The 23,685-nt window shown below is 69.5% G+C and carries 17 protein-coding genes and 1 pseudogene; 8 read left to right on the top strand and 10 right to left on the bottom strand.

Annotated features, from left to right (window positions below):
- Positions 1–6: 6 nt before the first annotated feature.
- Positions 7–456, bottom strand: coding sequence for a hypothetical protein (locus EYB28_RS18180; RefSeq protein ID WP_166850841.1), 450 nt, complete (start codon positions 454–456; stop codon positions 7–9).
- 254 nt (positions 457–710) lie between these two features.
- Entirely contained in the window at positions 711–2,618 is a 1,908-nt protein-coding gene (locus tag EYB28_RS18185) for an AAA family ATPase (protein WP_166850844.1), read from the bottom strand.
- 254 nt (positions 2,619–2,872) lie between these two features.
- On the opposite strand from EYB28_RS18185, the gene EYB28_RS18190 reads away from it, so the two are divergent.
- The 4 genes and pseudogenes from EYB28_RS18190 to EYB28_RS18200 all read left to right on the top strand — a co-directional run bounded on the left by EYB28_RS18190 (position 2,873) and on the right by EYB28_RS18200 (position 9,064).
- Positions 2,873–3,025, top strand: coding sequence for a hypothetical protein (locus tag EYB28_RS18190; protein ID WP_240930638.1), 153 nt, complete (start codon positions 2,873–2,875; stop codon positions 3,023–3,025).
- A 277-nt stretch (positions 3,026–3,302) separates the two neighbouring features.
- Positions 3,303–3,977 (top strand): hypothetical protein, encoded by a 675-nt coding sequence (locus EYB28_RS18195; RefSeq protein WP_166850850.1) that lies wholly within the window; start codon positions 3,303–3,305, stop codon positions 3,975–3,977.
- A gap of 11 nt (positions 3,978–3,988) precedes the next feature.
- Positions 3,989–4,933 (top strand): annotated as a pseudogene (gene mobF, locus EYB28_RS20650) (MobF family relaxase); the annotation flags it as partial.
- 405 nt (positions 4,934–5,338) lie between these two features.
- Positions 5,339–9,064 carry an AAA family ATPase gene (locus tag EYB28_RS18200; RefSeq protein ID WP_240930641.1) on the top strand — a complete coding sequence of 1,242 codons (3,726 nt, stop codon included), beginning with the start codon at positions 5,339–5,341 and terminating at the stop codon, positions 9,062–9,064.
- A gap of 204 nt (positions 9,065–9,268) precedes the next feature.
- Here EYB28_RS18200 and EYB28_RS18205 read toward each other — a convergent pair whose 3' ends face one another.
- The 5 genes from EYB28_RS18205 to EYB28_RS20655 all read right to left on the bottom strand — a co-directional run bounded on the left by EYB28_RS18205 (position 9,269) and on the right by EYB28_RS20655 (position 16,546).
- Positions 9,269–12,319: a hypothetical protein gene (locus EYB28_RS18205; protein WP_166850856.1), complete on the bottom strand. Its 3,051-nt coding sequence runs from the start codon at positions 12,317–12,319 to the stop codon at positions 9,269–9,271.
- Positions 12,320–12,556: 237 nt separating this feature from the next.
- On the bottom strand, positions 12,557–12,976 hold the full coding sequence (locus tag EYB28_RS18210) for a hypothetical protein (RefSeq protein WP_166850858.1): 420 nt from the start codon (positions 12,974–12,976) through the stop codon (positions 12,557–12,559).
- Positions 12,973–15,570, bottom strand: coding sequence for a hypothetical protein (locus EYB28_RS18215; protein ID WP_166850860.1), 2,598 nt, complete (start codon positions 15,568–15,570; stop codon positions 12,973–12,975). The genes EYB28_RS18210 and EYB28_RS18215 overlap by 4 nt, the downstream gene beginning before the upstream one ends.
- Entirely contained in the window at positions 15,567–15,866 is a 300-nt protein-coding gene (locus EYB28_RS18220) for a hypothetical protein (RefSeq protein WP_166850862.1), read from the bottom strand. Before EYB28_RS18220 ends, EYB28_RS18215 begins: the two co-directional genes overlap by 4 nt.
- Positions 15,867–15,904: 38 nt before the next feature.
- The gene (locus EYB28_RS20655; RefSeq protein ID WP_166850864.1) at positions 15,905–16,546 is read right to left on the bottom strand and encodes a glutaredoxin domain-containing protein; all 642 of its coding nucleotides are present in this window, start codon (positions 16,544–16,546) and stop codon (positions 15,905–15,907) included.
- Between the two features lie 144 nt (positions 16,547–16,690).
- Here EYB28_RS20655 and EYB28_RS18230 point away from each other — a divergent pair, with 144 nt between their 5' ends.
- The 4 genes from EYB28_RS18230 (at position 16,691) to EYB28_RS18245 (ending at position 20,798) form a co-directional block, all read left to right on the top strand.
- Complete coding sequence (locus EYB28_RS18230; RefSeq protein ID WP_166850866.1) at positions 16,691–18,088, top strand: hypothetical protein; 1,398 nt, start codon at positions 16,691–16,693, stop codon at positions 18,086–18,088.
- Positions 18,089–18,095: 7 nt separating this feature from the next.
- Complete coding sequence (locus EYB28_RS20425) at positions 18,096–19,439, top strand: ArdC family protein (protein WP_240930642.1); 1,344 nt, start codon at positions 18,096–18,098, stop codon at positions 19,437–19,439.
- Positions 19,440–19,496: 57 nt separating this feature from the next.
- A complete protein-coding gene (locus tag EYB28_RS18240) occupies positions 19,497–19,784 on the top strand; it encodes a hypothetical protein (protein WP_166850868.1) in 288 nt (95 codons plus the stop codon).
- 99 nt (positions 19,785–19,883) lie between these two features.
- A complete protein-coding gene (locus EYB28_RS18245; protein ID WP_166850870.1) occupies positions 19,884–20,798 on the top strand; it encodes a hypothetical protein in 915 nt (304 codons plus the stop codon).
- 64 nt (positions 20,799–20,862) lie between these two features.
- Here the strand turns inward: EYB28_RS18245 and EYB28_RS18250 are convergent, their stop codons facing one another.
- The 3 genes from EYB28_RS18250 to EYB28_RS18260 all read right to left on the bottom strand — a co-directional run bounded on the left by EYB28_RS18250 (position 20,863) and on the right by EYB28_RS18260 (position 23,658).
- Positions 20,863–21,744, bottom strand: a complete 882-nt coding sequence (locus EYB28_RS18250; RefSeq protein WP_166850872.1) for an SH3 domain-containing protein — start codon at positions 21,742–21,744, stop codon at positions 20,863–20,865.
- A 309-nt stretch (positions 21,745–22,053) separates the two neighbouring features.
- Complete coding sequence (locus EYB28_RS18255) at positions 22,054–22,950, bottom strand: hypothetical protein (protein ID WP_166850874.1); 897 nt, start codon at positions 22,948–22,950, stop codon at positions 22,054–22,056.
- A gap of 48 nt (positions 22,951–22,998) precedes the next feature.
- On the bottom strand, positions 22,999–23,658 hold the full coding sequence (locus EYB28_RS18260; protein WP_166850877.1) for a hypothetical protein: 660 nt from the start codon (positions 23,656–23,658) through the stop codon (positions 22,999–23,001).
- Between the last annotated feature and the right edge of the window lie 27 nt (positions 23,659–23,685).

Consider the following 23,685-nt stretch of genomic DNA (forward strand, 5'->3'; position numbering starts at 1 on the left):
GCCCGCTCACCGCGCCAGTCCCGCGGTTCGAAGGCCGAGGTCGACGGCGATCCGCTCGAGGTCGGCGATGGCTTCAACCACGGCATCCGCCGCGATGCCACGCACCTGCTCCCGGAAGGCGCCGTTTGTGACCCACTCGTCGGCGCCGATGATGTGCTCGGCGAAGGTGCGCGCCGCGGAGCGCACCGTCGACGCCTTGAGCTCGGCGTGCTCGAGGAGGACTTCGATCCTCAACCGTCTGGACGTCGGATCTGCTGGGACCAGGTCAATGACTGCGCGGCCGGTGCCACGGGCCCCGACAGACGGTCTGGCCGGCAGGCGCCCGGCCGCGACCAACGCGCGCTTGTGATCCGAGACGGTCGCCTGACCGATCCCCAAGTAGGCGGCGATCTGCCGCTGTTTGAAACCGGCGGCGAGCAGCGCGTGGACCTGCTCTCGTAGTTCGGTCGAGGCCATCGAGATCTCCCTGGAGCCGGCGCATGCGTACACCGGGGGAATGCCCCGAACAGGGGCCCGGAGTAACAGGGCCAACCTCAAGTTGTTGCCGGAGCGATCGCCCTAGCTATCGGCAGTCCCGGAGCTGTGCCATCCGTCTGACCTGGGGGCGCTGTCGAATCTGTGTGAGTCTCACGCCGAGTAGAAGTGCGTGAGCCGGTTCTGTCTTCACAGGTCAACGGACTGGTTGTGCGATGCGAGCCCCCGCCCGCAGCTCAGGAGTCGGTGCCGTTGATCCGCTCGAAGAGCTTCTCGAACCGGGCCAGCGTTTCCTCGCCGAGTCCGTCCAGGTGATCAGGGTTCCTTAGCAGCACATCGGCGGGCTTGTAGTGGTCGTACGCCCCGTGCACGTCCGCCAGCCGCTTGACGACCCGGTCGCCGTGACCGAGGTCGCCGGCCGAGATCGATGTTCCGTACGCCTTGTTGAAGAGGGCGAGGTACTCGTCAACCTCGAAGAGGTCCTCGATGTCGGAGTGCTTGCGGCCGGTGATCTCGCTGATCTGGACGATCCGGTCGCGCTGCAGCCGGGCCGCTTCCACGGCCCTCCCGAGCCTCTCGGCGCCCTCGGTCCCCGAGTCGATCAGAACGGTCACGTCGAGACTCTGACCCATCAGCGCCACGAAGGCCGGGATGTTCGCGGCTCCGCCGGTCGGGAGCACACGCCAGCGCTCATCGAGCGCCGTGCGCCTGCTGTCCCTCAACAGTCTGCTCACGGCGTCTAGGAAGACGAAGTCGCTCGGACCCTCCACCAGGAGGTTCGTCTGACCGATGAACAGGTGCTGGGCGATGTCGTAGCCGAGTGCGGCCTGGAGCGGGAAGATGCTGCTGTCGCCGACAGTCAGCGCCTCCTGGGTGACGGTCGCGCCGGTCTGGGGGCCGCCGTCCTCTACGATGCGGACGCGGTCGATCTTGTCGGTCTCGACCAGGAACGGGCTGTGGGTCGTGTAGAGGACCTGCACGGCGGCGGCGAGACGCTCGTTTATGAAGCGGAGCAGGTCACCCTGAGCGCGGGCGTGCAGTGTCAGCCCGGGCTCGTCAAGTAGCACGACAACCGGCTCGCTGCGGCCCTCAAACTCAGTGAACGCGGCGAGGAACGAGAAGAACCAGCGGAAGCCGGACGAGCGCTGACCGAAGTTGTTGGTGAACGCGTGGCGCGTGTCCTCCACCCGGATGTCCAGGTACGTCTTCGTGATTTGGTCGCGGTTCGGCGCGACACGCTCGATCTTGCGGTCGATGTCGAACTGCACCCTCAGGTTCGTGTTCTGCTTCCAGTACTCGAAGACCTGACTGGTCAGCTCGTGACCCACGGCCTCGAGCTCGGCCTTCCGGTCCTCGTAGTCATCCTCGGACAGGGTCTGAGGGGTCGTGCTGGCGAGCCGCAGGAGCGCCCGGGCGGTCTGGTCGGCGGACGACCCGATCTGCCCATCCGCAGCAGCAAGCGCAGCAACGTCGATGCGGCCCTCGAGGCGGGAGTAGTCGGAGAAGTAAAACAGCTTCGGTAGCCGGGGGCGGAGCAGATTGATCATGGCGCGCAAGGCGGTGTCGCCATCGAGCTCGTCGAGTTCGGCCCGGATGCTCGCGACCTCCTCGGCTGTCTTCTCCGACTGAGCGTCGGTGTCGTCTCCGGCGAGTTTTGCGCACGTGGCCTCGAGCTCGCTAATGTCCTTGACGTCCTTGAAGCGCTCAAGGGTCTTCTTCCGGATGTCGGCCCGGTCCAGGAGGTTCTCCACCGCGCGACGAGAATCGCGTGGAACACTCCACTGGCGGTTGTCGGCGTTGTAGCGACGAGAGATAGTGATGTCGGAACCTGTCATGACGTCCGGCCCCAGCGCGTCTTCGAGCACGGCGACGTCGGCGGCGTCCAGCGCGAACGACGCCTCGATCGGCACAACGTCGCCGATGGTCCCCTCGCGGCGGTCCCGCGAGAGAAGCCATCGCGGGTAGTCGCGCTGCTCATCGAATGAGGCGTCGCCGACCGGGTTCAGCCGGTGCAGCGCGGAGAGCACTGCAGTCTTGCCCGACTCGTTCATGCCGACTAGGCAGGTGACACTCCCATCGACCTTGATCTCGCCGCTGTCAATGATGTTCCGAAACTTGCGGACGCGGAAGCTGGTCAGTTGCACGGGTGCTCCTATGGGTCTCTCTTCGGGGTGCCTTCGACTCTAGGGGCGACCACTGACATTCCTGGTGGAACACTGACTCGACCCACAGGCGGCGAGTCGATGAGATGTCGTACGGAGATGCAGGTGGACGACTGCATTCGTAACTCGACGCGCGGTTCGTACCACCGCCCGCCGTCGGCGGCCGCCTCCGTCATCACGGCGGCCCGGTAGGCTCCGAGACCCGGCTGGACGTGGCTCGACGCGTCGACGAAGCGATGACGGACCTGCTCATGCTCGATGTCGACGAGCTCGTGGTCATGACGCACGGCTTCGCGGCAAGTCTCGTCGTCGCTGGCTGGATCGACATGCCGGTCCAGCCAGCGGTCATGTCGCGTTTCCGGCGCCTTCGGGCAGCATCACGACGCTGAGCGAGGACGCCTACTTTCACAACCATGCTGTTGTCTCTGTCGGCCACGTCAGCCACCTCGGCTCCTGAGCATCGAGCGACCTCTCCAAGGAGGCCTTGACGGAATCTCCGATCGTTCCCGTCGCGACAAGAACCAGAGTCCCACCCGCCGGTTCGACCCTCTGTGGACGACGTCACCAAAACTCGTGACGCGCCTCTTGCACCCGTGTAGATCGGCGCCCTGACAGGCTGACCGATATCGCCCGCCCGGTTGGGCGGACAAGCGCGATGTGCGGGGCATGGAGACGACCCCCGGCACTGCCCGGCTGTGCAGCAACCCGACCTGCCGGTCGCCGATCCCCGCTACTCGCCGGTCGACCGCCAAGTACTGCTCGCCGACCTGCGCAAGTGTGGTCTCGACGCGCAACCATGAGGCCCGACGGCGCGGGCGTGCCGAGTGGACGCCGAACGTCCCGAAGGAGCGCGAGTGTGCGCGCCCGGCCTGCCGCGACACGGTCAGCGTCGAGCATGCACGGCACGGTGGTCGGTACTGCTCCGACCGGTGCGCGCTGGCCGCTCGCCGTGAACGGTCGGCCGCGTACGCCAAGCGGTCACGCGCGCTCACCCGCCAGCGTGCTGCCGCCCGCCGTGACCGCGCGCTCGCCTCCAGACTCGAGACGCTCAGCCAGGATGCGAGCGAGCGCATCCGTGAGCTCGAGGCGGGCGAGGCCGCGATCGCTCGCCAGCTCGCCGATCTCGAGGAGATCGCGGTCGGGCACGAGCAGAACGCGCAGCAACTGGCCCGCTGGCTGTGGCACCTGGCCGCCGTCTACGGCGATCCCCTCGTTGTCGATGAGCGCGTCCAGACGCTCTTGCGCCACTACCTACCCGAGCTCTCCGGCCTCACCGGCGACCGCCAGCACCCCGACGACGACGGAGCCACCGCCGCGACACCACGCGCCGAGGGCGGGTGATCGCGGTGACGATGAACCTGACGAAGATCACCGCGGTCGCGGGCGTCGCCTACCTGCTGAAGTCCGTCGTCAACCGTGACGCCAAGCCCGCCGCGTCGGGCGCCGTCGGGTACTACACGCATCCGGGCACGCCCGCCGGCATCTGGCTCGGCTCCGCTGTCCCCGGACTGGGGCTTGCTATCGGCGACGAGGCGACCCGCGAGCAGGCCGAGCGGTTGTTCTCCCGGTTCACCCATCCGGTGACCGGGACACCGTTGGGCACTCCGCCCCGTCAGCTCCACGCGGCTCGCGCACAGGAGTCACCCGAACAGGTCTCAGGGTTCGACCTGACGTTCAGCATCCCCAAGTCGGTGAGCGTCATCTGGGGCGTCGCCGACCGCGACACGCAGGCGGCGATCATGAGCGCGCACCGCGACGCGATCGCCCGCACGCTCGACTGGTTCGAGACCGAGGTCGCGTCCACCCGCTCGGGCCGCGCGGGCGTCGCTGCGGCGAGCGTGCGCGGGGTGATCGCGATCGCGTACGACCACTTCGAGACCCGCGACGGCGACCCGCACCTGCACACGCACGTCGCGTTCGCCAACCGCGTGCGCCGCTCGTTCGACGGCAAATGGCTCACCCTCGACGGGCGCACCGTGTACAGGTCGGCGGTCGCGATGAGCGAGCTGCACGAGAACGCGTTGCTCGACCTTCTCCATGAGCGCTTGGGCATGTCGTTCGTCGAGCGTGCCCGGCCCGATGCACGCTCAGCCCGCTCGGTCGTGGCCGACGTCGCCGGGTTCCCGCCCGACCTCGTCGACCGGTTCTCCACACGCCGGTTCGCCCTACGTCAGCGCCGCGACACACTCGAGCGCCAGTGGCTGGCCGATCACCCCGACCTCAACGCCGTCCCCCCGCCGGTGAAGGCGGTCCTCGACGCGCAGGCCTGGCGCGAGACGCGCAAACCAAAAGAGGCCATCGCGGCACCGCTGTCCGCGCTCACGCGCCGATGGCGCGACCAGCTGCGCCATCTCGGCCACGACGCCCGCGACCTGATCGCTCGCGTGCTCGGCCACGAGCCCGCACCCGCCGCCGCCCGGCGGATCCGCGGCGACGTCGTCGAGCAGCTCGCCCGCCTGGCGATCGCGCACCACCTCACCGACAACCCGGGCATCGACCGCGAGCAACTCGCCCGCGTCACCGACGCGGACGTCGAGACCTGGCTCGAGGATCACAACGACGGCGCCACCCGGAATGTGCTCGCCCATGCCGTCCACGACACCCTCGCGCGCCGTCGGGCGACGTGGTCGCGGTTCAACGCCCGCGCCGAGGTCGAACGCCTCACCCGCCTCGTCCGCTTCCGCCCCGACGGACGCCGTGCCGTGATCGACGACATCACCGAGGCCGCGATCGCCCTGTGCGTCCCGATCACTCCGCACCGCTATCAGCTCCCCGCGGGCGCCGCCACCGACCCTCACCTGGCCTACGGCGGCCACACGGTGTTCGACAACCCCAACCTGCAACTGTTCACCGCTCAAGAGGTCCTCGACGCCGAAGCGTTCCTCGCTTCCCTCACCGGCCGCGACGGCGCCCACGTGCCACCCGACGACATCGAGACCGCGCTCGCCTCCTGGCAAGGACAAACCTTGGCCGGCGACCAGTTCGCCGCCGTCCGGCACCTGGCCGGTGACCCGCACGCGCTGACGGCGATGGTCGGCCCGGCCGGTTCGGGCAAGACCACGACCATGCGCGCACTCGGTGACGTCTGGACCGCCGCCCACGGCCTCGGGTCGGTGATGGGCGTCGCCCCGTCTGCGCGCGCCGCCCATGAACTGTCGGCCGCGGTCGGGATCGACGCCCACACCCTGGCCATGCTGCTCGCCCGCCACTCCCCCGACGCGCGCGCCCGACGCGCCGCACGCCGCAACGACCTCACCGCCGCGCTCAACTCCGCCCACCCGCGCCGTCGCGCGGCCGCCGCTCGCGGCCTTGCCGCCCTGGATGCCGAGGAAGCCTCGTTCACGCTACGGCCCGGCACCCTCGTCGTCGTCGACGAAGCCTCGATGTGCTCCACGCACGACCTCGCCGCGCTCGGGCGCCTTGCCGTAGCCGCGGGGGCGAAGGTCGCTCTGGTCGGCGACCCCGCCCAGCTCGACTCCATCGACGCCGGAGGGATCCTCGGCTGGCTCGACCGCCAGGGTAAGGCCGCGCACCTGTCCTCCCTGTTCCGGTTCGACGCCCCCTGGGAGGCCGCCGCCTCGCTGCGCCTGCGCGACGGCGACGCCACCGTCCTGTTTCCCGCCGACGGCGACGGCCCGCCGTCGTACTCAGACGCCGGCCGCATCCACGACGGGGAATCCACCTCCATGCTCGACGCCGCCTACGACGCCGTCCGCACCGTCCAACGCGCCGGGCGCACCGCCATCCTGGTCGCCGCCACCAACGACCACGTCGCCGACCTGAACCTGCGCACCACCCTCGACCGCCGCCAGGCCGGCGAGGTCGACACCACCCACATCGTCACGCTCCGAGCCGGGCAGGACGCCGGGGTCGGCGACCTGCTCTACGCCCGCCTCAACGACTACCGCACCTTGCGCGACGACGCCGGTGTCGCCATCCACAACGGTGACCTGCTGCACATCACCGCCATCGACGACCACGGCTCGGCGACCTGCCGACGCGTCGACACCGGTGCGCGTATCACCCTCCCGCCCGGCTATCTCGCCCGCCACTGCGACCTCGGATATGCCCTGACCGCCCACCGCGCCCAGGGCATCACGGTCGACGAAGCCCACCTGTTCGTCCCCTACGGCGCGCGCATGACCCGCGAGCTGCTCTACGTCGCGATGACCCGCGGCCGGACAGGCAACACCGCGTGGGTCGGACTGCCCGACGCCGCGGACCTCGCGCACGAGAACCGCTCAGCCTTCGAGACCGGCGACGACGGCGTCCCCCGCCTGGCGATACCGACCGGCGCGTCGATCCTCGCCCGAGCGCTGGCCGCCGTCGGCGCCGAACAGACCGCCCACGAACAACGCGACGCCGAAGTCGCCGCTCACACAAACCTCGGCCGCTTGGTCGCCGAGCACGAGGCCCTCGCCTCCCACGCCGTAGCACCGCGCCTGGCCGCCGACCTCGCCCGGCTCCATCCCGAGGTCGTTCTCACCGCCTCCCCCGCCTGGGACGCCCTCGTGTCCACCTTCCGGCACGCCCACGCCGTCAACCCCGAACGTGCCCTGCGCCTGCTGTGCATCCCACCCAGTCGCGGTGCCCGCACGGCGTTCCAGGGGACGCTCGACCTGTGGGACGCGGGCACTGAGGAAACCCCACTCGAACCCGGCGGCGAACCGGCGGGCCGCGTCGACCCGGCCGCGATCATGCAGTGGCGGCTGGCAGGCGCACTCGTCGACCCCGCCCCGATCGCCGCCGACGACCCCGCCTACATCAACGGCCTCGTCGTGAGAATCCAGACCGACGACGCTCCACTGGCCGACCTCGCACGCCAGTGCGAAGCGTTGATCTCCGCGCGCGTCGCCGACCTCGCCCGCCAGCTCGACGACGACCCACCACCCTGGATGCTCGACGCCCCGCCGGCCTCCGACCCCGACGCCGCACGAGAACTGCACGACGCATGGCGCCAGGCGATGCTCGCCGTCGCGATCTACCGCGACACCTGGCAGGTCACCGCAACCACACCACTCGGCCCCGTACCCGTGGGCGACCGACGCCGGCTGCGGCACTACGAGCAGACCCACGACCGCCTCGCCCACTGGCGAGACGGCGGCCCCCGCCCCGGACCCGACCTGTCCCGGCCCATCGAGACCGACCCCTACGCCGACATCGACTTCGAGGCGCTCGACCCCGGTGACCATGACCTCGATGTACCCCAGGGAGCACGGTTCATCGACGACGTCGTGGTACCGCCTTCGGAACCCGAGACCTGGCCGCACGACGCCGACCACTCCCCCACGGCACCCTCGTGGCGCGACGACGTTCGCGAACGGCGCCCGTCAGACCGGGCCGCGAGCGACCGGATCGCCGCAACCAACGCCGCCGCCTGGGACTACTGGCAGATCTGCGCCGTCACTCCGTCATCCTGGGTTCTCGCGTACCTGACCCACCGTGGCCTCGGCGGCGTTGTCGCCCTCGCGCACGCCCCCGCAGGGTGGACGACGACGATCGACCACCTGCGCGGCACCGGCTTCACCGACACGGACCTCATCGACGCCGGCCTCGCGACCCGCGCACGCACGGGCAAGCTAATCGACCGGTTCCGCGACCGCCTGCCCATACCCGTCTACGACGACGCCGGGCACCTCGTCGGATTCACCGCCCGAGCCAACCCCGCCGAGACCACCGTTCGGCCGGACACCCCGAAATACCTCAACACCCCCGCCACAGCTGCCTATGACAAGAGCCGCCTGCTCTATGGACTCACTCCCGAGGCCCGGCATCGCCTGACCGCCGGCGCCACACCCGTCCTCGTCGAAGGCCCCATGGACGCCGCCGCCATCGACGCCATCGGCCGCGACGACCTCGTCCCACTGGCCGCCTGCGGCACGGCCGTCACCGCGAACCACCTCGCCGCCATCGCCCACGAGGCCGGGAGCCTCGACGCTCTGATTGTCGCCTTCGACGCCGACGCCGCCGGACAAGCCGCGGCCGCCCGCTTGTGGTCGCTGCTCGGGCCCCGGGAGGCGGGGCCTGTACGCCAAGCGACCTGGTCAGGAGCGAAGGACCCGGGCGAACTCGTCCAGTTGGGCAAGACCGAGGCTCTTGCCCAATCTCTTGCCCACCCGCGCCCGCTTGCCCTCGCCCTGGTCGAACACCTCGCCGCGTCGGCGATCGCTCCGGAGACGATCGAGGGTCGCGTCTTCCTGCTACGTGCGGTGGCGGCTGAGGCCGCTCCCACGCTCAACCCCGAGGCGATCACGGCGGTCAAAGACGCCCTTGTCGACCGCTTTGGCCCGAACAGCCCCATCGACCGCACGATCATCGACGACGAATTCGCATGCGCGATGCAGAGCGCCGACCGTACGAAAGAACTGACTCTCGGAGCCCCAGTGCCCGACGACGTTCTCGCGGACCCAACGGCCACGTTGACATAGGTCGGCAGGCCAGTCCGTAGATCCGGTTCGCGACGAGTCGCTCGCCCGCACGGCGCTCGAGAATGCGAACCCGACACCGCCACACGTCGTGACCTCGTGGTGCTCGGCTCCATATCCAGCCCACATCGGCGCACTCGATATCAGTATCGGGCCATCGGCTGATCCGACCTTGCTGGCCCTTCGACTCGACCCGCCGCTGCTGGTCTACTCTGCTGCGACCGCTGACCGCACGAACGGATCCGTGTGGTCGACGTCGTCCTCACTCCACCCGTACCTGGCCCGGAGGAGTTCCAGAACCGCAGCCGATGGCAGAGGCTCCGGACGCAACACCAAGTCCCACCACGTCTGGGCGCTCGACGTCACCGTCAACAGCAACGCGTTCCGCAACGCCTCGGCGGTGAACAGGTCGGTCTCCACCGGGTCACCTTCCGGCTCAGGAGTCATGAACACGTCGCGCATCTTCCGCGCCTCCTCGGGCGATCCCGGGGAGCGGAAGGTGTGCCGTGCGTTCTTCGCGACATTGTGGACCGCGATCAGGAGCTGCCAGTCCTTCCAGCCCTCGTCGCGCAGCGTCGCGACCACATCGATAAAGGCGGAGTCGTCCCTCAACGCATCGAGGGTAGGCCTCATCCGCGACGGCAGGTCGGCGTAGCGATGCTCGATTTCCTCCCGGCTTCGATCCGGGTCGTATCCCGGGCCTCGCGTGGTGCGGGCTGTGAGCTCTTGATGAGGCTCAGCAGCGGTCAAGTCCGGCGCCGACAGGGGCGCGGTCGCGCGCGGTCGGGCATCGAAGCTCGCCTCGGACACGACCGAGCGCCACAGCACGTCGTAGGGCACAGCAAACGTGACGTCAGTCAGCAGCTGATCCTCAAGCCCACACACCACGATCTCCCGGAACCGGTCCTCGGGGAGCGCAGATACCTCCACGATCGCGGTCGTGACCGCAGCCAGCGTCTGCCGCGCGACTACGTTGACGTGCTCGTTCGTCAGACGGCCAACCGCAGGCAGCGACACGCTGAGCCTGCTCTCCTCGGGCTTCGACGCTTCGTCCTGGGCGTCGAAGTCGACGCCCACGGGCATCGCCTTGACGTAAACTGTCCTGCTCATCGGCAGCAGAACCAGGTCCTGGTCGGCCAGATGTGCCAGTACGATCTGCAACGCAGCCGTGAACCGCTCAGCGACGGCAACGTCGGCGTACGAGTTCCGGAAAATTACCGTCCACGTCACCCCCAGGACCTCGAACCGGACGTGGCGGACCTCGGTGGTGTCGCCGAACGGGGGCCGACCGAGACTGTCGACCACCCGGTCGACATGGTCGTCGAACTCGATGTCCTCAAACCACGGCGGTCGCCCCTCGAACGCTTCGGCGAGCAGGGCATCGAGGAACTCGCCAATGCCACCGCGACTGATCGCATTCTCCACGTCTCCCCTGTACGGCTCGCCTGCCTTGCGAGCTAGCGACCTGATCTGGGTCAGCTCGAAGAACGCGCCCGTGAGCCAGCCATGCTGATCAAAGTCCATCGGCTGCTCGGCGAGCAGACGGTGTGAGACCAGTGCCTCGCAGTCCAAGTGAGCCGCGCTGCACCACGAACCCTGGTGGTAGTCGGCGAACGCGGCGTACGCCAACCCGACCGAGTGCTGAGCCGGGTCCACGTCATTGACGAGGTACGCCGCCGCAAGCGCGAACTGCTTGGCCGCCATATACAGGCCCATGTCTCGGTACGCGACCGCAGTCGCCAAGGTCGCGTGCACCATGTGCTGCCGACCGTCCCCGGAGAACAGCCCGTTCCGAGCCCGATGTAGCTGCTTGAGCGCTGCTATCCGGCGGCCCGCCGTGGCCAGCGCCTGGCACCGGTCAAGAGCGTTGTCCGCGGCCGTCGCCTCTCCGCTGGTTGTCGCAACACGCGCGTCGATCGCATCGATGACCTGGTCGTAGCCCGGGATGTCGACGAGGAAGGGGGCGAACATCGTCAACACCTTGCCGAGCATCTCCACCGGGAACAGGGGCGCGTCCGGCAGATGCTCGACGAGCCTCTTGTACGCGTCGATCGCTCCCACCGGGTCCACGAGGGGCACGTTGACTGGTGTCAGTTCTCCAGCCGCCAACGCCGCCATCCGCTCCTCCGACGCCATATCGGTGATCTCGTCTCCGATGACGTACCCGTCCTCGGTCTCGTTCGCGGTCACCACATCGGGCTGAAGCCGCAGCCACCCGAGCGTGTCGAAGAGAACGCACGCGGCACCGGGGGGCAGATCCCCGTCGAGGAGGTACTCGACCTGTCGGGACAGGCCGGCGTTCCAGGCCTGCAGGGCCTCCTCAGTGTGCCTGGTCCGGCCGCGGGCCGCTGCGCCGGTCATGTACATCAGGATCACCGACGCGTCCGATAGCGCCTGACCGTCAGTGGCTGTGAGGGCGTCGTCGAGGTACTCCGCGGCCCGGTCATCGGCCGGGGTCAGGTCGCCCAGGCCGCGGATGTTCGCGGCCACGCACTCGTACAACGCCCGCCTTCGAAGCGGGTACGGCCGGCCTGGTTCGAGGGCACTTTCCAGTCGCTCGAGCCAGAACGGCAAATCGGGGCGTCCCTCGCGGGTCGCGCACGCGTAGTGCAGGCACCCAGCCAGGTCGAGCAGGCGGCCCATCGTGTCGACCGGGTCTATGTCCGAGCGCCAACGAGCAAGGTCCTCCTCATACCAGTCAGGCCGGTCAACAGGCACCGGCAAAACCCGCGCCGGAAGGTGCAGGTACGTCTCGGCGATCCAGAACGTCGCATGGTCCGCGAGACGCTCAGCGATCGCGTTCCCGTCGAAGACCGCCAGGTGCACCTGGTGTCGCTCCATCGCATCGCGCTCGATCGCGTGCCGCCGCGCGACCGGGATGTCTGCCTCGCTGTACGCGACGATGAACTCGACCTCGGACCCGCTGGCTACGACTTCGGCGACATCAGCACGGATCTTCCCGCGCAAGTCTTTCTGCTGCAGCGTGCAAGCGAAGCCGACCATCGCTCGGTCAGAAACGCCGAGATCGCGCCCGATCCGTTGTACCTGACCCGGCAGTTGCGTCGGAAATGTCTCGAAGTCGCGACCCTGGTCTCCACCACTGGCGACTGGCCCGGTCGCCGGTATCAGATTCCGGGTCACTGTTGCCTTGGCGAGCATCCGCGTCAGGGTCTCGAACTCGTGCTGGCCGTTGCGCACGCGCAACTGGTTCAGCGCGAACCGAATCTCGTGGCGGACATGCTCGACATCGTCAGGCATCGACAGCCTCGTCGAGGCGTCTGGCGCGGCGGGGAGAACACATCTTGAGCAAAGCATAAGCCCGAGTGGCCCTGCACGGCGGCGGCTCAAGATGGGCGTGTGTCAGAACCACCCATCACAGCCCTCCAGGGGCACCCGCACCCGCGCCGACCAACCCGCAATTCATAGCCCTACACCACGACCTTGCCGGAGCCCTGAGAAACCGACGCTCAGCAACCATGCGGAGTCGCTCTTTAGTCATCGCTCGGTCGAGCAGCGTCGCGCCCTCACGACCAGCAACCTGCCGAGCGGCGTGAACGCCGCCAGAAACGCGCAGACGCCGAAGGTCAGCAGCGCGAGTCCCGCGAGGTTGACGACCGTGCCACCGATGGGGCCTCTGATCGTCATGCCGGCCAGGACGAGCACCACGGCCAGGCACACCGTCAGCACCAGGGTGCGGGGCGCTTGGGCGAACGGTCGGCCATTGTCGCGCCACCGGCGGTGCAGTTGGATGATCCGCACGACGGAGCACGGCGCACCGACGGTGAGGAACGCCCATGCGGCACCGACGGCCACGACGTCGCCGGGCGGTTCCGCGCCCATGCCGAGTAGCCAGGCCGGTCCGCAGGCCGCGAGCACGACGTCGGCGGCCAAGTTCCAGCGTCGCCGGTCGCTCATATTCCTGGTCCTTCCGTGCTGACCGGCCCGCCACCCACGGGCACAGGCGTTCCCGACTGGTCGTCCCTTCCGGTCCCCACTACGTCGAACTCACTGCCCGTCACCGTCCCTTCGCAGTCACGGCCGTCGACACCGTCAGTCTGATCCACCCCACCGACACCGCCGTCGAACGCGAGTTCGCCGTCGCCCCGCTCCGGCGCCGCCCCCACGGTCTCGGCGTGGATGCCGCGGGCAGGCTCGATGAGCCAGGCGATCTCCCCGGGGGCCAATCCGCACCGGTTGCCGAGCTCAGCGAGTGTGCCGTTGGTCGCCGCGAGGGCTCCTGCGAGTCGTGCCCGCGCTTCGGCGAACGCGGCCCCGGCCGCGCCGAGGCTGTCGATGCCCGCAATCACCTCGGCTGCCGCGTGGTCGGCAAGCACGCGGTGGCCGTCGTCGTCCGGGTAGAGGGCGCGGTTGCGTGCTTGGGCGACGGCGAGTGTGTCCGCTGCCAGGCTGTCCAGGCGAGCAGTGAACGCCTCGCTCTCGGGTGAGCGGGCGATCTCGCGCGGGGCGGCCAGCCGTTCGAGCTCGAGCCACGCGGGACCGTAGCCTGGGTTGTTCTCAGCGGTGATGGGCTCGTAGACGGCGACGGCGCGTCGCACCAGCGAGCTGCCCGGTCGTTCGACGGCGAGGCGCTCGGTGCGTTGGAAGTAGTAGCCAGCCGCCCCGAGGCGCAGCATCCGGGAGATGGTGGCGTCGAGGGCTTGGCTCGCGAAGGTCAGGTCGGCCAGCTCGGGTTCGGTGCCGCGACGGGTGTGCTTGAGGATGCGCACGGCCTCGGCGATCTCGACGACGGCCAGCGACTCGCACCCTGCGGTGCCGGCGACGTCGGTCAGGACAACGTCGATGTCGTCGTAGCGGTGGTACCGCTTCTCGTGGACCTCGGCGACCTCGTCCAGGTCCAGGGTGAGTGCCTGATGACGGGCGTAGGTGGCGATGCGGCGTTGGGCATCGACGAGCCAGCGCATCACGGTGGCCTTGACCGGCTCGGGGTCACCCGCCAGATGGGCAGCGGCCCGGTCGAGGGCGGCTGCGGCAGCCCCGAGAGTTACTGGCGGCGGACCTGGTAGCCGGTCTATCGCTGTCGGCCCGAGTCGGTCGATGGCGTAGTCCGCCGTTGGCGTGTCGGCGGTCCACGTGGCGGCGTCGAGCACGACGGCGGGCAGGGCCCACTCGTCGGTCTTCGGGCCGACCGTCGTGGGGAGGCATTGCCAGCCTCGGGCGGCGGCGTGTCGCTCGTCGAGGGCGAGCAGTGCGCGCAGTGCGGTGACCGTGTCTCTCAGGGCTGCGGCGCGCTGGTCGCGGGTCAGTGACGTCGGCAGATCGCGTTCACGCCCCGCCACGGCGGCGACCGCGGCCTGCCGCCACAGCTCGACGGCGCGGATCGGCTGCGGGGTGCCAAGGTCGGCGGCGGAGGCTCGCGTGTCTTCGGCGTCGCGCAGCTGCAGGAGTGCGGCGCGTAGTCGGTAGGCGGGGTTCGCGGCACCGATCGCCGTCGTCGCAAAGCGGCCTTCGACAGCCTGCTCGACCACGGCGGCGAGGTAGGCGATCACCTCGGCGCGGTAGCGCATGATCAGCTCGGCGGTGGCGATGCGCTGCTCGGGCGTGGCGCGGTCGGGAATCTCGATGGCCAGGTTGGCGATGCGCTGCTCGATCGGCACCTCGGGTCCGGTGTCGCGCGGCGGGATCTGCCCGCCGTCGCGCAGCACGGACTGGTGGTATGCGACCGAAGTGCGGTCCAGGCCGAGTGCGTCTGCCATCTCCTCCTGGATGTAGCCGCGCTCGGTGAGGAAGGTGACCATCTCGCGTGTCTCGTCAGCGAGGCTGGTCGCACCGAGGTCGATGCCGTGGGCGGCCAGCACCTCGGCGGGGTCAGGTCGCGGCTCAGGTGTCCACCCGGACGCTTCGAGGCGCCGCTGATAGGTGCGGACCGTGGCAACGTTCAGGCCGAGGGTGTCGGCGACCTCCTGCTGCTCATGGCCGCGTCCGCGCAGGAAGCCGATCAGACGTCGGTACGCGGCCGAGCGCTCAGTCCCGCGGGGTGTCGTTGCCCGGTCGGGAAGTTCGAGCCCCGCTTCCTCCAGGGCGCTGGCAGCGGTGACGACGGCCGGCGTCCAGCCTTCTGCCTCCAACAGCCGGCGGTATCGCAGCACGGTGTGGACGTCAGCGGCGACGGCGCCCGCGATCTGTTGGTGCTCGTAGCCGCGCCCGACCAGGAGCGCGACGGCGTCGCGCATGGCGCGTTGTCGCTCCTGGTCGCGCTCAGCGAAGGTGCGGACGTCGAACCCGCCGTCCTGGAGCGCCTCACTCGCCGTACGGCGCGGGCCCGCTGCGAACCGGCCGTCGTCGCGGAAGGCCGCGTGGTACTCGCGCAGCAGCTCGCGACCGATGCTGAGGGAACGCTCGATCTCGTTCCACGAGTAGCCGTCCGCGAACAGCCTGCCGGCCAGTTCGCGGCGCGGGTCACGCCCGTCCAAGGCGGCGCGCACCCGCTGGACGGCGAGCAGTCGGCCCAGCGCGTCCCGCAACGCCGCGGCGCTCTGCCCGTAGGTCATGGCAGGTCCCCTGCCCAGCTGGTGCGCACGTCGTCGGACCAGACGGCGTCGAGACCGGCGATCACGAGCTCGAGCGCCAGGCGTTCCCCACGCTCGGCAAGGCGCTCGACGGCGGTGCGGGCCCGCACGTACAGGCGGGCGCGGTCCCCGGACTCGACAGGCACTGCTACCGGAACCGGGAGGTCCGTCGCGGCCTCGAGCGCGAGGAGCACCTCGGTGTACGACAGCGTCGAGAAGTCCGGCAGCGTCGCCTGCAGTGCGGCGAGGCTCGAGCGCGCCTCCCGGTACGCCTCCACCCCTTCGTGCTCGCTCCAACCGGCACCGCGGCGCGCGCTCACTGGCCCGGCCCGACGAGCGAGGGTGCGGCGGGAGGCTCGCGGCCAGGGCCGGCGTCCAGGCCGGCGATCCGGTCGGGCCGGAAACCTGCCCAGTGCTCTCCCTCGGGGGTCACCACGACCGGCGCGGTCAGGTAGCCGAGCCCGCGAGCAAGGTCGAGAGCCTCGGCGTCGTCGACCCGCACAAAGTCGATGCCCTTCTTCTCCAGGGCACGCACGGTGGCGCCGCACTGGACGCATCCGGGCTTGGACAGCACGGTGACCTTGTCGCGCCCCAGCACCCGGGCGATGTCGTCGGCGCCCAGACCCGTGGCATCGGCCAGCTCGCGCAGTGTAACGTCCGACGTTGCCAGCGCACCGACCAGGCGTGCTTCGGCGCGCGTCACCTGTTCGTTGGCCTGAGCCGCGTCCTGGGTGGCGACCCGATAGCCGGTGCCAACATCGGGCAGGGTGTCGCGGCCGCCGATCACCCGCGCGGCCGAGTCATCAGCCAGTGCTCGCAGGTGGCGCTGCTCGGCGCGGGGGTAGACCTCAGTGGTGCGGTCACGCGCGGCGGCCAGCCGCGCGCGGGCCACCTGCTGGTCGCCCCTGGGAGCCGCGGGCTCGGCGCCGGGGTCTGCGCCGTCGTCGATATCGGCCATCTCGACCTCCTCTCGCCACGTACATCGCCAGCCCACGGGCAGGCGGGCGACCGATATCGACGGCGCGCTTGGTGGCCGGGCGGCGATGACCTCGGTGAGAGGAGCCGGGCAGCTGGGTTCGGCCCCTGGCACATGGAGGGCCTCATGAACGTGCTCGACACCCACGCCGCCCAGATGGCGGACCAGACGCGGACGCTGCGTGACGTCGCACAGCATCGGCTGCGGCACACCACGACGTTCGGTGAGGCCCTCTACCACCAGGCCACCGCCAAGGCCGCGGCGCTGGCCATCCGGGCCGAGTTCCCGGCCGCGGCCTACCTCAAGCTCGTGCCCACCGACCAGGACGGCGTCGACTTCGAACCCGGAGCGATCCTCGACGGAGCCGGCAACCCGATCGCCGCAGATCGTCACAGTGCCCCGGCTGACGTCGTCGACCGGTGGGACGCCGTCGTCGGCCCCCACTACGGCCCGCTGACCGACCTACCCAGCGACTTCACCTACGACCTCGAGACACGGGAAGCGGTCCCGCACTACCCGTGGCTCCTCGCCAGCAGCGACCGCGTCGACCGTCTGGACCTGCGCGCAGCGGCCGAGCTCGACCTGTCCGACGCGATCGCCGCGGCGTTCCCCGAACCGGTCCCTCCCACCGAGGACCTGGGGGCGCTGACGACTGACGGCGTCGTCGTGCCCGCAGCATTGATCGACACCGGGGCGCGGCACCACCCATCGCTACCCGAGTGGCCCGCAGACCTTCCCGACCCCGACGTGGCCGGGAAGCGCGCAGCCGACGGCGAGACCCGCCTGACCGTCACCGTGGGCGGGGTTGAGCAGCTCACCGTCGCCGGAGTCTGGACCGGCGAGGCGTACACCGAGGACGTCGACTGGCATCGCGGCAGCACCCTGAGCGACACCCAGCGGGATGACGTCGAGGCGTGGGCGCGTCAGGTGTGGATCCGGCTGACCGACGCCCTGGACAACGTCGTCGACCACGCCGTCACCGCGACGATCGAACCCACCCTTGCGCGCGTCGCCACCGACCACCCGAGCCCGTCCGCCGCACGTCTCGACGACCTGTCCGCCCAGTCCGTGACCGGGCACGCCTCACCAATGCGGCGCCACGAGGGACCTCCGCAGCCGGGAGGTCCGGCGTCGGGCACGCCACGATTCACGCACCCGGCGTTCGACGGCGTCACCTTCGCCGCCGTCGCGTACCACCAGGGGTGGAACGGCTGGGCCGCCCCCGTCGTCGACCGAGCCACCCTCGAAGACCTCCTGGACCGCCTCGACCCGCAGTGGGTGCGCGGGCGGATCGACGGCGACGACGTCCTCCGGGTCGAACACTTCGAGAACGGATCGCCAACGGATCGCGACGTTGTCGCACCGAACCTCGACGGCACCTACGACCTCGGCCTCCTCGGCTGGACGTTCGAGATCGCCGACGAACCGGCGACCGAACCGGCGAGCCAGGCGCCGCCGTCGCCGTCGCCGATGATGCCCGACGTCGGCCCTACCGCCGCGGCCGACCTCGAGCTCGGGTGGTGAGGCGGCGATGGCCCGCAAAGTCCGCACCCGCAAGACTCCCGAGCAGCGCCGCGCGGAGGCCGAGGCCCTGCACGCGACCATCGCGACCGAGGTGGAGAACCTGCGCGACTCGACGAACTGGACGCGGTTCCTCGACTTCTCCCGCCACATGAGCGGTTACTCGATCAACAACCTCCTGCTGATCCTCGCGCAGAACCCTGACGCGACCGCCGTCGCCGGCTACCGCACCTGGCAGGACCGCGGCTACCAGGTCCGCAAGGGCGAGAAGGCCATCCGCATCTTCGGCGGCCGCTCGGTGACCCAGACCGTCGAAGACCCCGACACCGGCGAGGAGACCGAGCAGCGCCGCACGCTGTTCTTCGCCGTCCCGGTCTTCGACATCGCCCAGTGCGACCCGATCGACCCCGAGAACGCCGTCGCGCCCGTCGGCCTCGTCCGGCTCGACGGCGAAGACCCGGCCGGAATCTACGACGCCGTCGTCGACTACCTGACGTCGCAGGGTTGGACCGTCATCCGCGAGGCCATCCCCGGTGAGACCAATGGGCTCACCAGTATGGACGGCTCACGCCGCGTCATCGTCGACGCTGGTCTGTCGCCCGCGATGTCCGCCAAGGTCGCCCTGCATGAGGCCGCGCACGCGTCCCTGCACGCCGAGGACGGGATCGAGGAGTACGTCGCACACCGTGGCCTTAAGGAGACCGAGGCCGAATCCGTGGCCTACGTGACCGCCGGTCTCCTGGGTCTCGACACCGCCGAGTACTCCATCGGGTACGTCGCCGGCTGGTCGGACTACGACCCCCAGCTCATCAAGGACACCGCCGACCGGGTGCTGCACTGCGCCCACACCCTCGCCGACGCGCTCACGGCCGACACCGCGGACGCTGTCGTCGAGGAACCGGCGACACCGACCGTCCAGCACGAGCGAACAGCGGTGCAGGTCACTGTGGCTACCGCGCCGCACCCTGCTGCGATGGCCGACATGTCGCTCGGCGATGAAAGGCACCAGCCGCCCGGCCGGCCACCGACACCGACGACCATCGACGACGTCGCCGAGGCCCTCACGACCCACCTGGCCACGCACGCCCGCCAGCTCGCCGAAGCCGTCGTCTTCCTCGGTGCCAACACTCGGTGGGACTCGTCCGCGATCGAGGTGCTCGCCGACCCCATCCAACGTGCGGCCCTCGACGCCGACATGCCTGCGTTCGGCACCACCAGCGCCTACGGCGAGGCGCACGCCTTCTACGGCCGCCTCGCCCGAGCTGCCGGGGTGGACACCGACTGGGGCTGTGGGCCCACACACGATCCGAGCCCCTCCGATGTCTCGGACGTCGGCTGGAGCCTCGGACCCTGACGACGCGGCCGGCACACGCGGTACTATCGAACACATGTTCGATGGCGGAGACGATCCGTGACCGGGGAAGGTCGGCGCTACCTGACTGATCGCGGCATCGAGTCGGTGCCGATGCGCGACGCGGCGCACGGCGCCCCGCAGGAGCAGCGTGTCGGTGAGCGGATCATCGAGCCGACCGACCCGATCCCGGTGCGGGTGTGGATCGAGGCTCGGCAGTCGGGCAACCACGAGTGCGACGGCTACGCCATCGGCTGGACCGATCGCCAGGTGCACGTGAGGTACATCGACACCCACGGCCGCGAGGGCTGGACCTGGGTCTGGGCGAACGCCGTCACCCGCACCTGAGCCCCTGCGGGCAAGACTCCCGGCCCCTGTGGATGAAGGAGTTTGTCCACAGATCCGTATCGGGCAAGAGTTCGGGCAAGACCCCGCGGCTTCCATGGCATGAGAGCCACCACGCCGACGTGGCTCGACACCACGGAGGTGGATGCCATGCGCCGGGCCGAGAAGATCTTCAGAGAGCACGACGTCGCTCCCGAGGTGATGTCGTCGGCGCTCTACCGACAGCTCGTCCAGGACTGGGTGTGGACGCAGTCCCGGCCATCGGCGGGCGCTTCCCTACAGCGCTGGAGTCGCGCCGAGCCGCACTTCGAGGGCTTCTCCCGACCCGCCGACGTCGTCGACGCGATCGACGCCGGCAACCACCAACGCAAGGACGCCCTCCTGCTTGCGCTGCTTCGTCTCGTGCAGGCAGGGGAACCGCTCGCGAGTCAGACCGTCCTCCACGCGATGCTCCCCGGGCTCGCCGGACTGGCCGCGCGCACGACTCCAAAGCTGCCCGCCAGCGAGCCGGACCGCGCTGAGGCCGCGCGCCAGCTAGTCGTCGAGGAGTTCCTGGAGTCCGCAGCGGTGTTCCCGGTCCTCCGACGTCGCCAGCGCGTCGCATCGAACCTCCTGCTCGACACCGTCAAGCGCGTCACTAGCCACACTCGTCAGGCCGTACCGAGGCCGTTCAACCCCGCCGCGCTCTACACCGACGCCGTGCCAGAGACAGACCGTGACGTCTACCGAGCGGTCCGCGCCCAAGCAGACGGCGGAGCCCCCAGCCATGTCGACGGGATCGACCCCGATTCCGACCTGCTGACCGTGCTGACGTGGGCGGTCTCCGAGGGTGTCATCACGACGGCGGAGGCGCAGATGCTTGCCGACGTATACCTCCCCTCTATGCCGGACGGTTGGGGCTTCGACCACGTCGCAGAGGCCGTCGGCGTGTCGCGATCGGCAGTGAAGATGCGATGCTCCCGCGCGGTCGCAAGACTCAGCGCGGCAGCCCGTGCCAGCGTGACTCAAACCGCCTGAGTGCACTCAACGGTGCTGATCCGCATCGACGGGTGCTGACTCTGGGAGGGCCCGACGTAGACGGTTACCAGCCGAAGTCCGAGACGCCGCCGTGCCCGGTCACCCAGTGGTAGGTGATCTTCTTCGCGGGCGTCACCCCGAAGCTGAAAGCACCTCCGGGGTAGGGCGTCGAGGTACAGGCTTGGAACTGAACGCTCTGCTCAGTCCCTGGAGCCACGTAGACCTCGACATGGACGGGTGCGGGGACCTCGGCAGCGATCTCCGTGCTGTCGGCGGAATAGCCGTCGACGTAGTCGGCTCCGGTTGAAGAGAACGTGAAGCCCGAGACTGCAGTGTCAGACTGGTTGACGACCCTGACGTGCCAGTTGGCACAGTTCTCATCTGGGAACCCTTGCCCGAAGTTGCCGCCTCCCTCGGGGCCGTAGATCCGCACGCTCCCGATTGGCTCCGCAGCAGCGGTCGCTGGTGGCGCGGCCTCGGCGGTCTTCCCGCAGAGTCGGCCGATCCTGGGAATGCCAGGTCCCGAGAGCAGGCTTCCGGCGATCCACCCGTCGACGTCACCGGTTTGGATGGGGTACCACCCGGATTGGGGTTCGCCGGTGAGCTCGACATCGGTGTTAGCCGCGACTGTGGTCACCATATCCGCGCTGCAAGCTGGCGCCGAGCGGACATTCGCCCGTTCGCTCGTCACGACAGATCGGGTCGTGGCGCCGCATATCTGCGCGATGTCAGGGATCTCTGGACCGTCGAGCAGGCTGCCCGCCACCCATCCGTCGAGACCGGCAGCCGTGATGGGATACCACCCGGACCGGGGTTCGCCGGTGAGTTCGACGGATCTGCCGCCATCGAGTTTGGCTAGAACAGTGGCGTCGCATGCTGGGAATTCTCGGACGTTTGCGGGCTCGCTCGTCTCGGCCCAGGTGGACGCGGCTGAGGGAGGGCTCACGGCTGCCGGGGAGGGGCGCGGGACTGGTGTCGTCGTGACATCAGCCGAAACGAGTGGCTCGGTAGATGCCGAACGGTCCGCGGACTCTGATGCTGAGCTTCCGCAGCCTGACGAGAGCAGCACCAAGCACAAGAGCGACACAGCGCTCGGGCTCGGAACTCGCTTCATCACAGACCCTGGAACTTCTTCCTCGACGCCCTCACCACGCTACCTCGCAGGCTGGTAGGAGTGGACGCGGGCTCGGGTGAAGTTTGCTCATGCGCTACCGGTCCGAGTCGACGCGTCTCGGATTGCCTCACCGGGCCACTCCTACTGCACGAGCGCCTGGGCCTCGCCCATCGTGATCTGCGTCGAGTCCGAGAACTCCAGTGGGATCGACCCGTTCTGACCGCCGCCGGACCACTCGACGGTCCAGTAGGACGTCGCGGTGACGGTGTAGCGACCCTGCTTGGCGTAGTGGTGTCCGCAGTCGGGCGACGACGCCTTGCCGTACGAGTCGGCGTATTGCGTCCCGACGCCGCAAGCGACCGTGGTTCCGTCGCCCATCGACCACACGATCCGGTCGAGCCGCCCGGTCGCAGACACAGTCGTCCCGCCCGCCGACGCCGCTCTCGTGATCGGCCCGGTCGACGACTCCGAGGGCTCCGCCGCCCACATCCAGGTGGGCATGCCGACCACGCCCACGCTTCCGGTCACAGGTTCCGGAACGATGCCGATCGTAATCGCGCGCAGGTTCATCGCCTCGACGGCGCGGTCGGCGAGGTCCCGTGGGGACGGTCCGCTCGCTGCGGGCGCCGCCTCGGCCCAGTAGTAGTCGTTCCAGCAGTCGTCCATGCCGACGCCATCGACGATGCAGTACGGCGGCGTGCACGAGACGATCACGCCCTCGGTGCGGCCCTCCCAAACCGGGTCGTCGGCCGGCGGCTGAGGGTCCGCGAGCCTGGCGTAGCACATCCGTGCGGCGTTCCACGTGTAGCCCTCGACGGCGCACGGCACCTCGTGCGGCCCGTAGTGGCACGTGGCCGGTTCATGGCTGACGTTCTCGGCGCCACCCGAGTCGTCTCCCCCGCTACCGTCGCCACCGCCGCTCTCACCCGGGTCGGTGATCGTGATGTAGCAGGTGCCGCCGATCGGTGTCTGGCCCGGCGGACACGTCACGGGGTCGGCGGCCGACGCTGGGATCGCGACGGCAAGCAGCAAAGTCATCGCCGCAGCCACTGCGGCGAAGACAACCCCGACTGCGCAACGCATCGATCAGCACTCCGCGAACGGCTGCCTGGTCGAGGCTTCCTGGACGGTCCAGCGATCATCTGGCTGCCGCTGCATGACGACGTCCTGGACAACCGGCGTCGTCGCCGAATAGCTCGACTCGGCAGGGTTGCCGTCGGCATCGACGACCTCGACGTCCGTGAAGTCGACGCACGCCTCCATCGTCACGACCTGTGTGCCCTCGCTCAGGGGATCACCCTCGTAGTCGGTGACGTCCACGGAGACCAGAGTGGATGTCCCGGTCTGGTGGAGCCCTTGGTCAGCGAACTGCTGCGGCACGGACTGCCACCACGTCACCATCTCCTCCGAGCCGATGTACGGGCGCACTCTGCGGAGGGGGTCACCGTTGCCCGGTTCGGCGAGGACCCGATCGCTCACCTCGAGGTACTCCGCGAGGCGTCCCTGTGCGTCATCGACGTTGGCCTGCTGGGCGGCTTCTTCCTCGCTCAGGGTCGGCGTCGGCCTGGCTGAGGGCGTCGGAGATGCGGTCGCCGACGGCGGTGTGGTCGCCGTGGGCGTGGGCTGGCCGTTGCCGCCGTCGGTGCAGGCCGCGAGCAGCACCGTGAGCCCGACGGCGCACGCCGCCAGAGTCGGTCGCTTCGGAATCATCGCGACCTCATTCCGTTCCGCGCCCCTCGCGGCCACCGTAGGATCGGTCGGCCGTGCGCCGGG

The sequence above is a fragment of the Isoptericola sp. BMS4 genome (assembly GCF_011634835.1).
Taxonomy (GTDB): Bacteria; Actinomycetota; Actinomycetes; order Actinomycetales; family Cellulomonadaceae; genus Isoptericola.

Coding starts and splice junctions, on each gene's coding strand:
- EYB28_RS18190 (WP_240930638.1), top strand. CDS start 2,873: ATGACGGACCTGCTCATGCTCGATGTCGACGAGCTCGTGGTCATGACG.
- EYB28_RS18210 (WP_166850858.1), bottom strand. CDS start 12,976: ATGAGCGACCGGCGACGCTGGAACTTGGCCGCCGACGTCGTGCTCGCG.
- EYB28_RS20425 (WP_240930642.1), top strand. CDS start 18,096: ATGGCCCGCAAAGTCCGCACCCGCAAGACTCCCGAGCAGCGCCGCGCG.
- EYB28_RS18205 (WP_166850856.1), bottom strand. CDS start 12,319: ATGCCTGACGATGTCGAGCATGTCCGCCACGAGATTCGGTTCGCGCTG.
- EYB28_RS20655 (WP_166850864.1), bottom strand. CDS start 16,546: ATGGCCGATATCGACGACGGCGCAGACCCCGGCGCCGAGCCCGCGGCT.
- EYB28_RS18215 (WP_166850860.1), bottom strand. CDS start 15,570: ATGACCTACGGGCAGAGCGCCGCGGCGTTGCGGGACGCGCTGGGCCGA.
- EYB28_RS18180 (WP_166850841.1), bottom strand. CDS start 456: ATGGCCTCGACCGAACTACGAGAGCAGGTCCACGCGCTGCTCGCCGCC.
- EYB28_RS18230 (WP_166850866.1), top strand. CDS start 16,691: ATGAACGTGCTCGACACCCACGCCGCCCAGATGGCGGACCAGACGCGG.
- EYB28_RS18195 (WP_166850850.1), top strand. CDS start 3,303: ATGGAGACGACCCCCGGCACTGCCCGGCTGTGCAGCAACCCGACCTGC.
- EYB28_RS18255 (WP_166850874.1), bottom strand. CDS start 22,950: ATGACTTTGCTGCTTGCCGTCGCGATCCCAGCGTCGGCCGCCGACCCC.
- EYB28_RS18245 (WP_166850870.1), top strand. CDS start 19,884: ATGAGAGCCACCACGCCGACGTGGCTCGACACCACGGAGGTGGATGCC.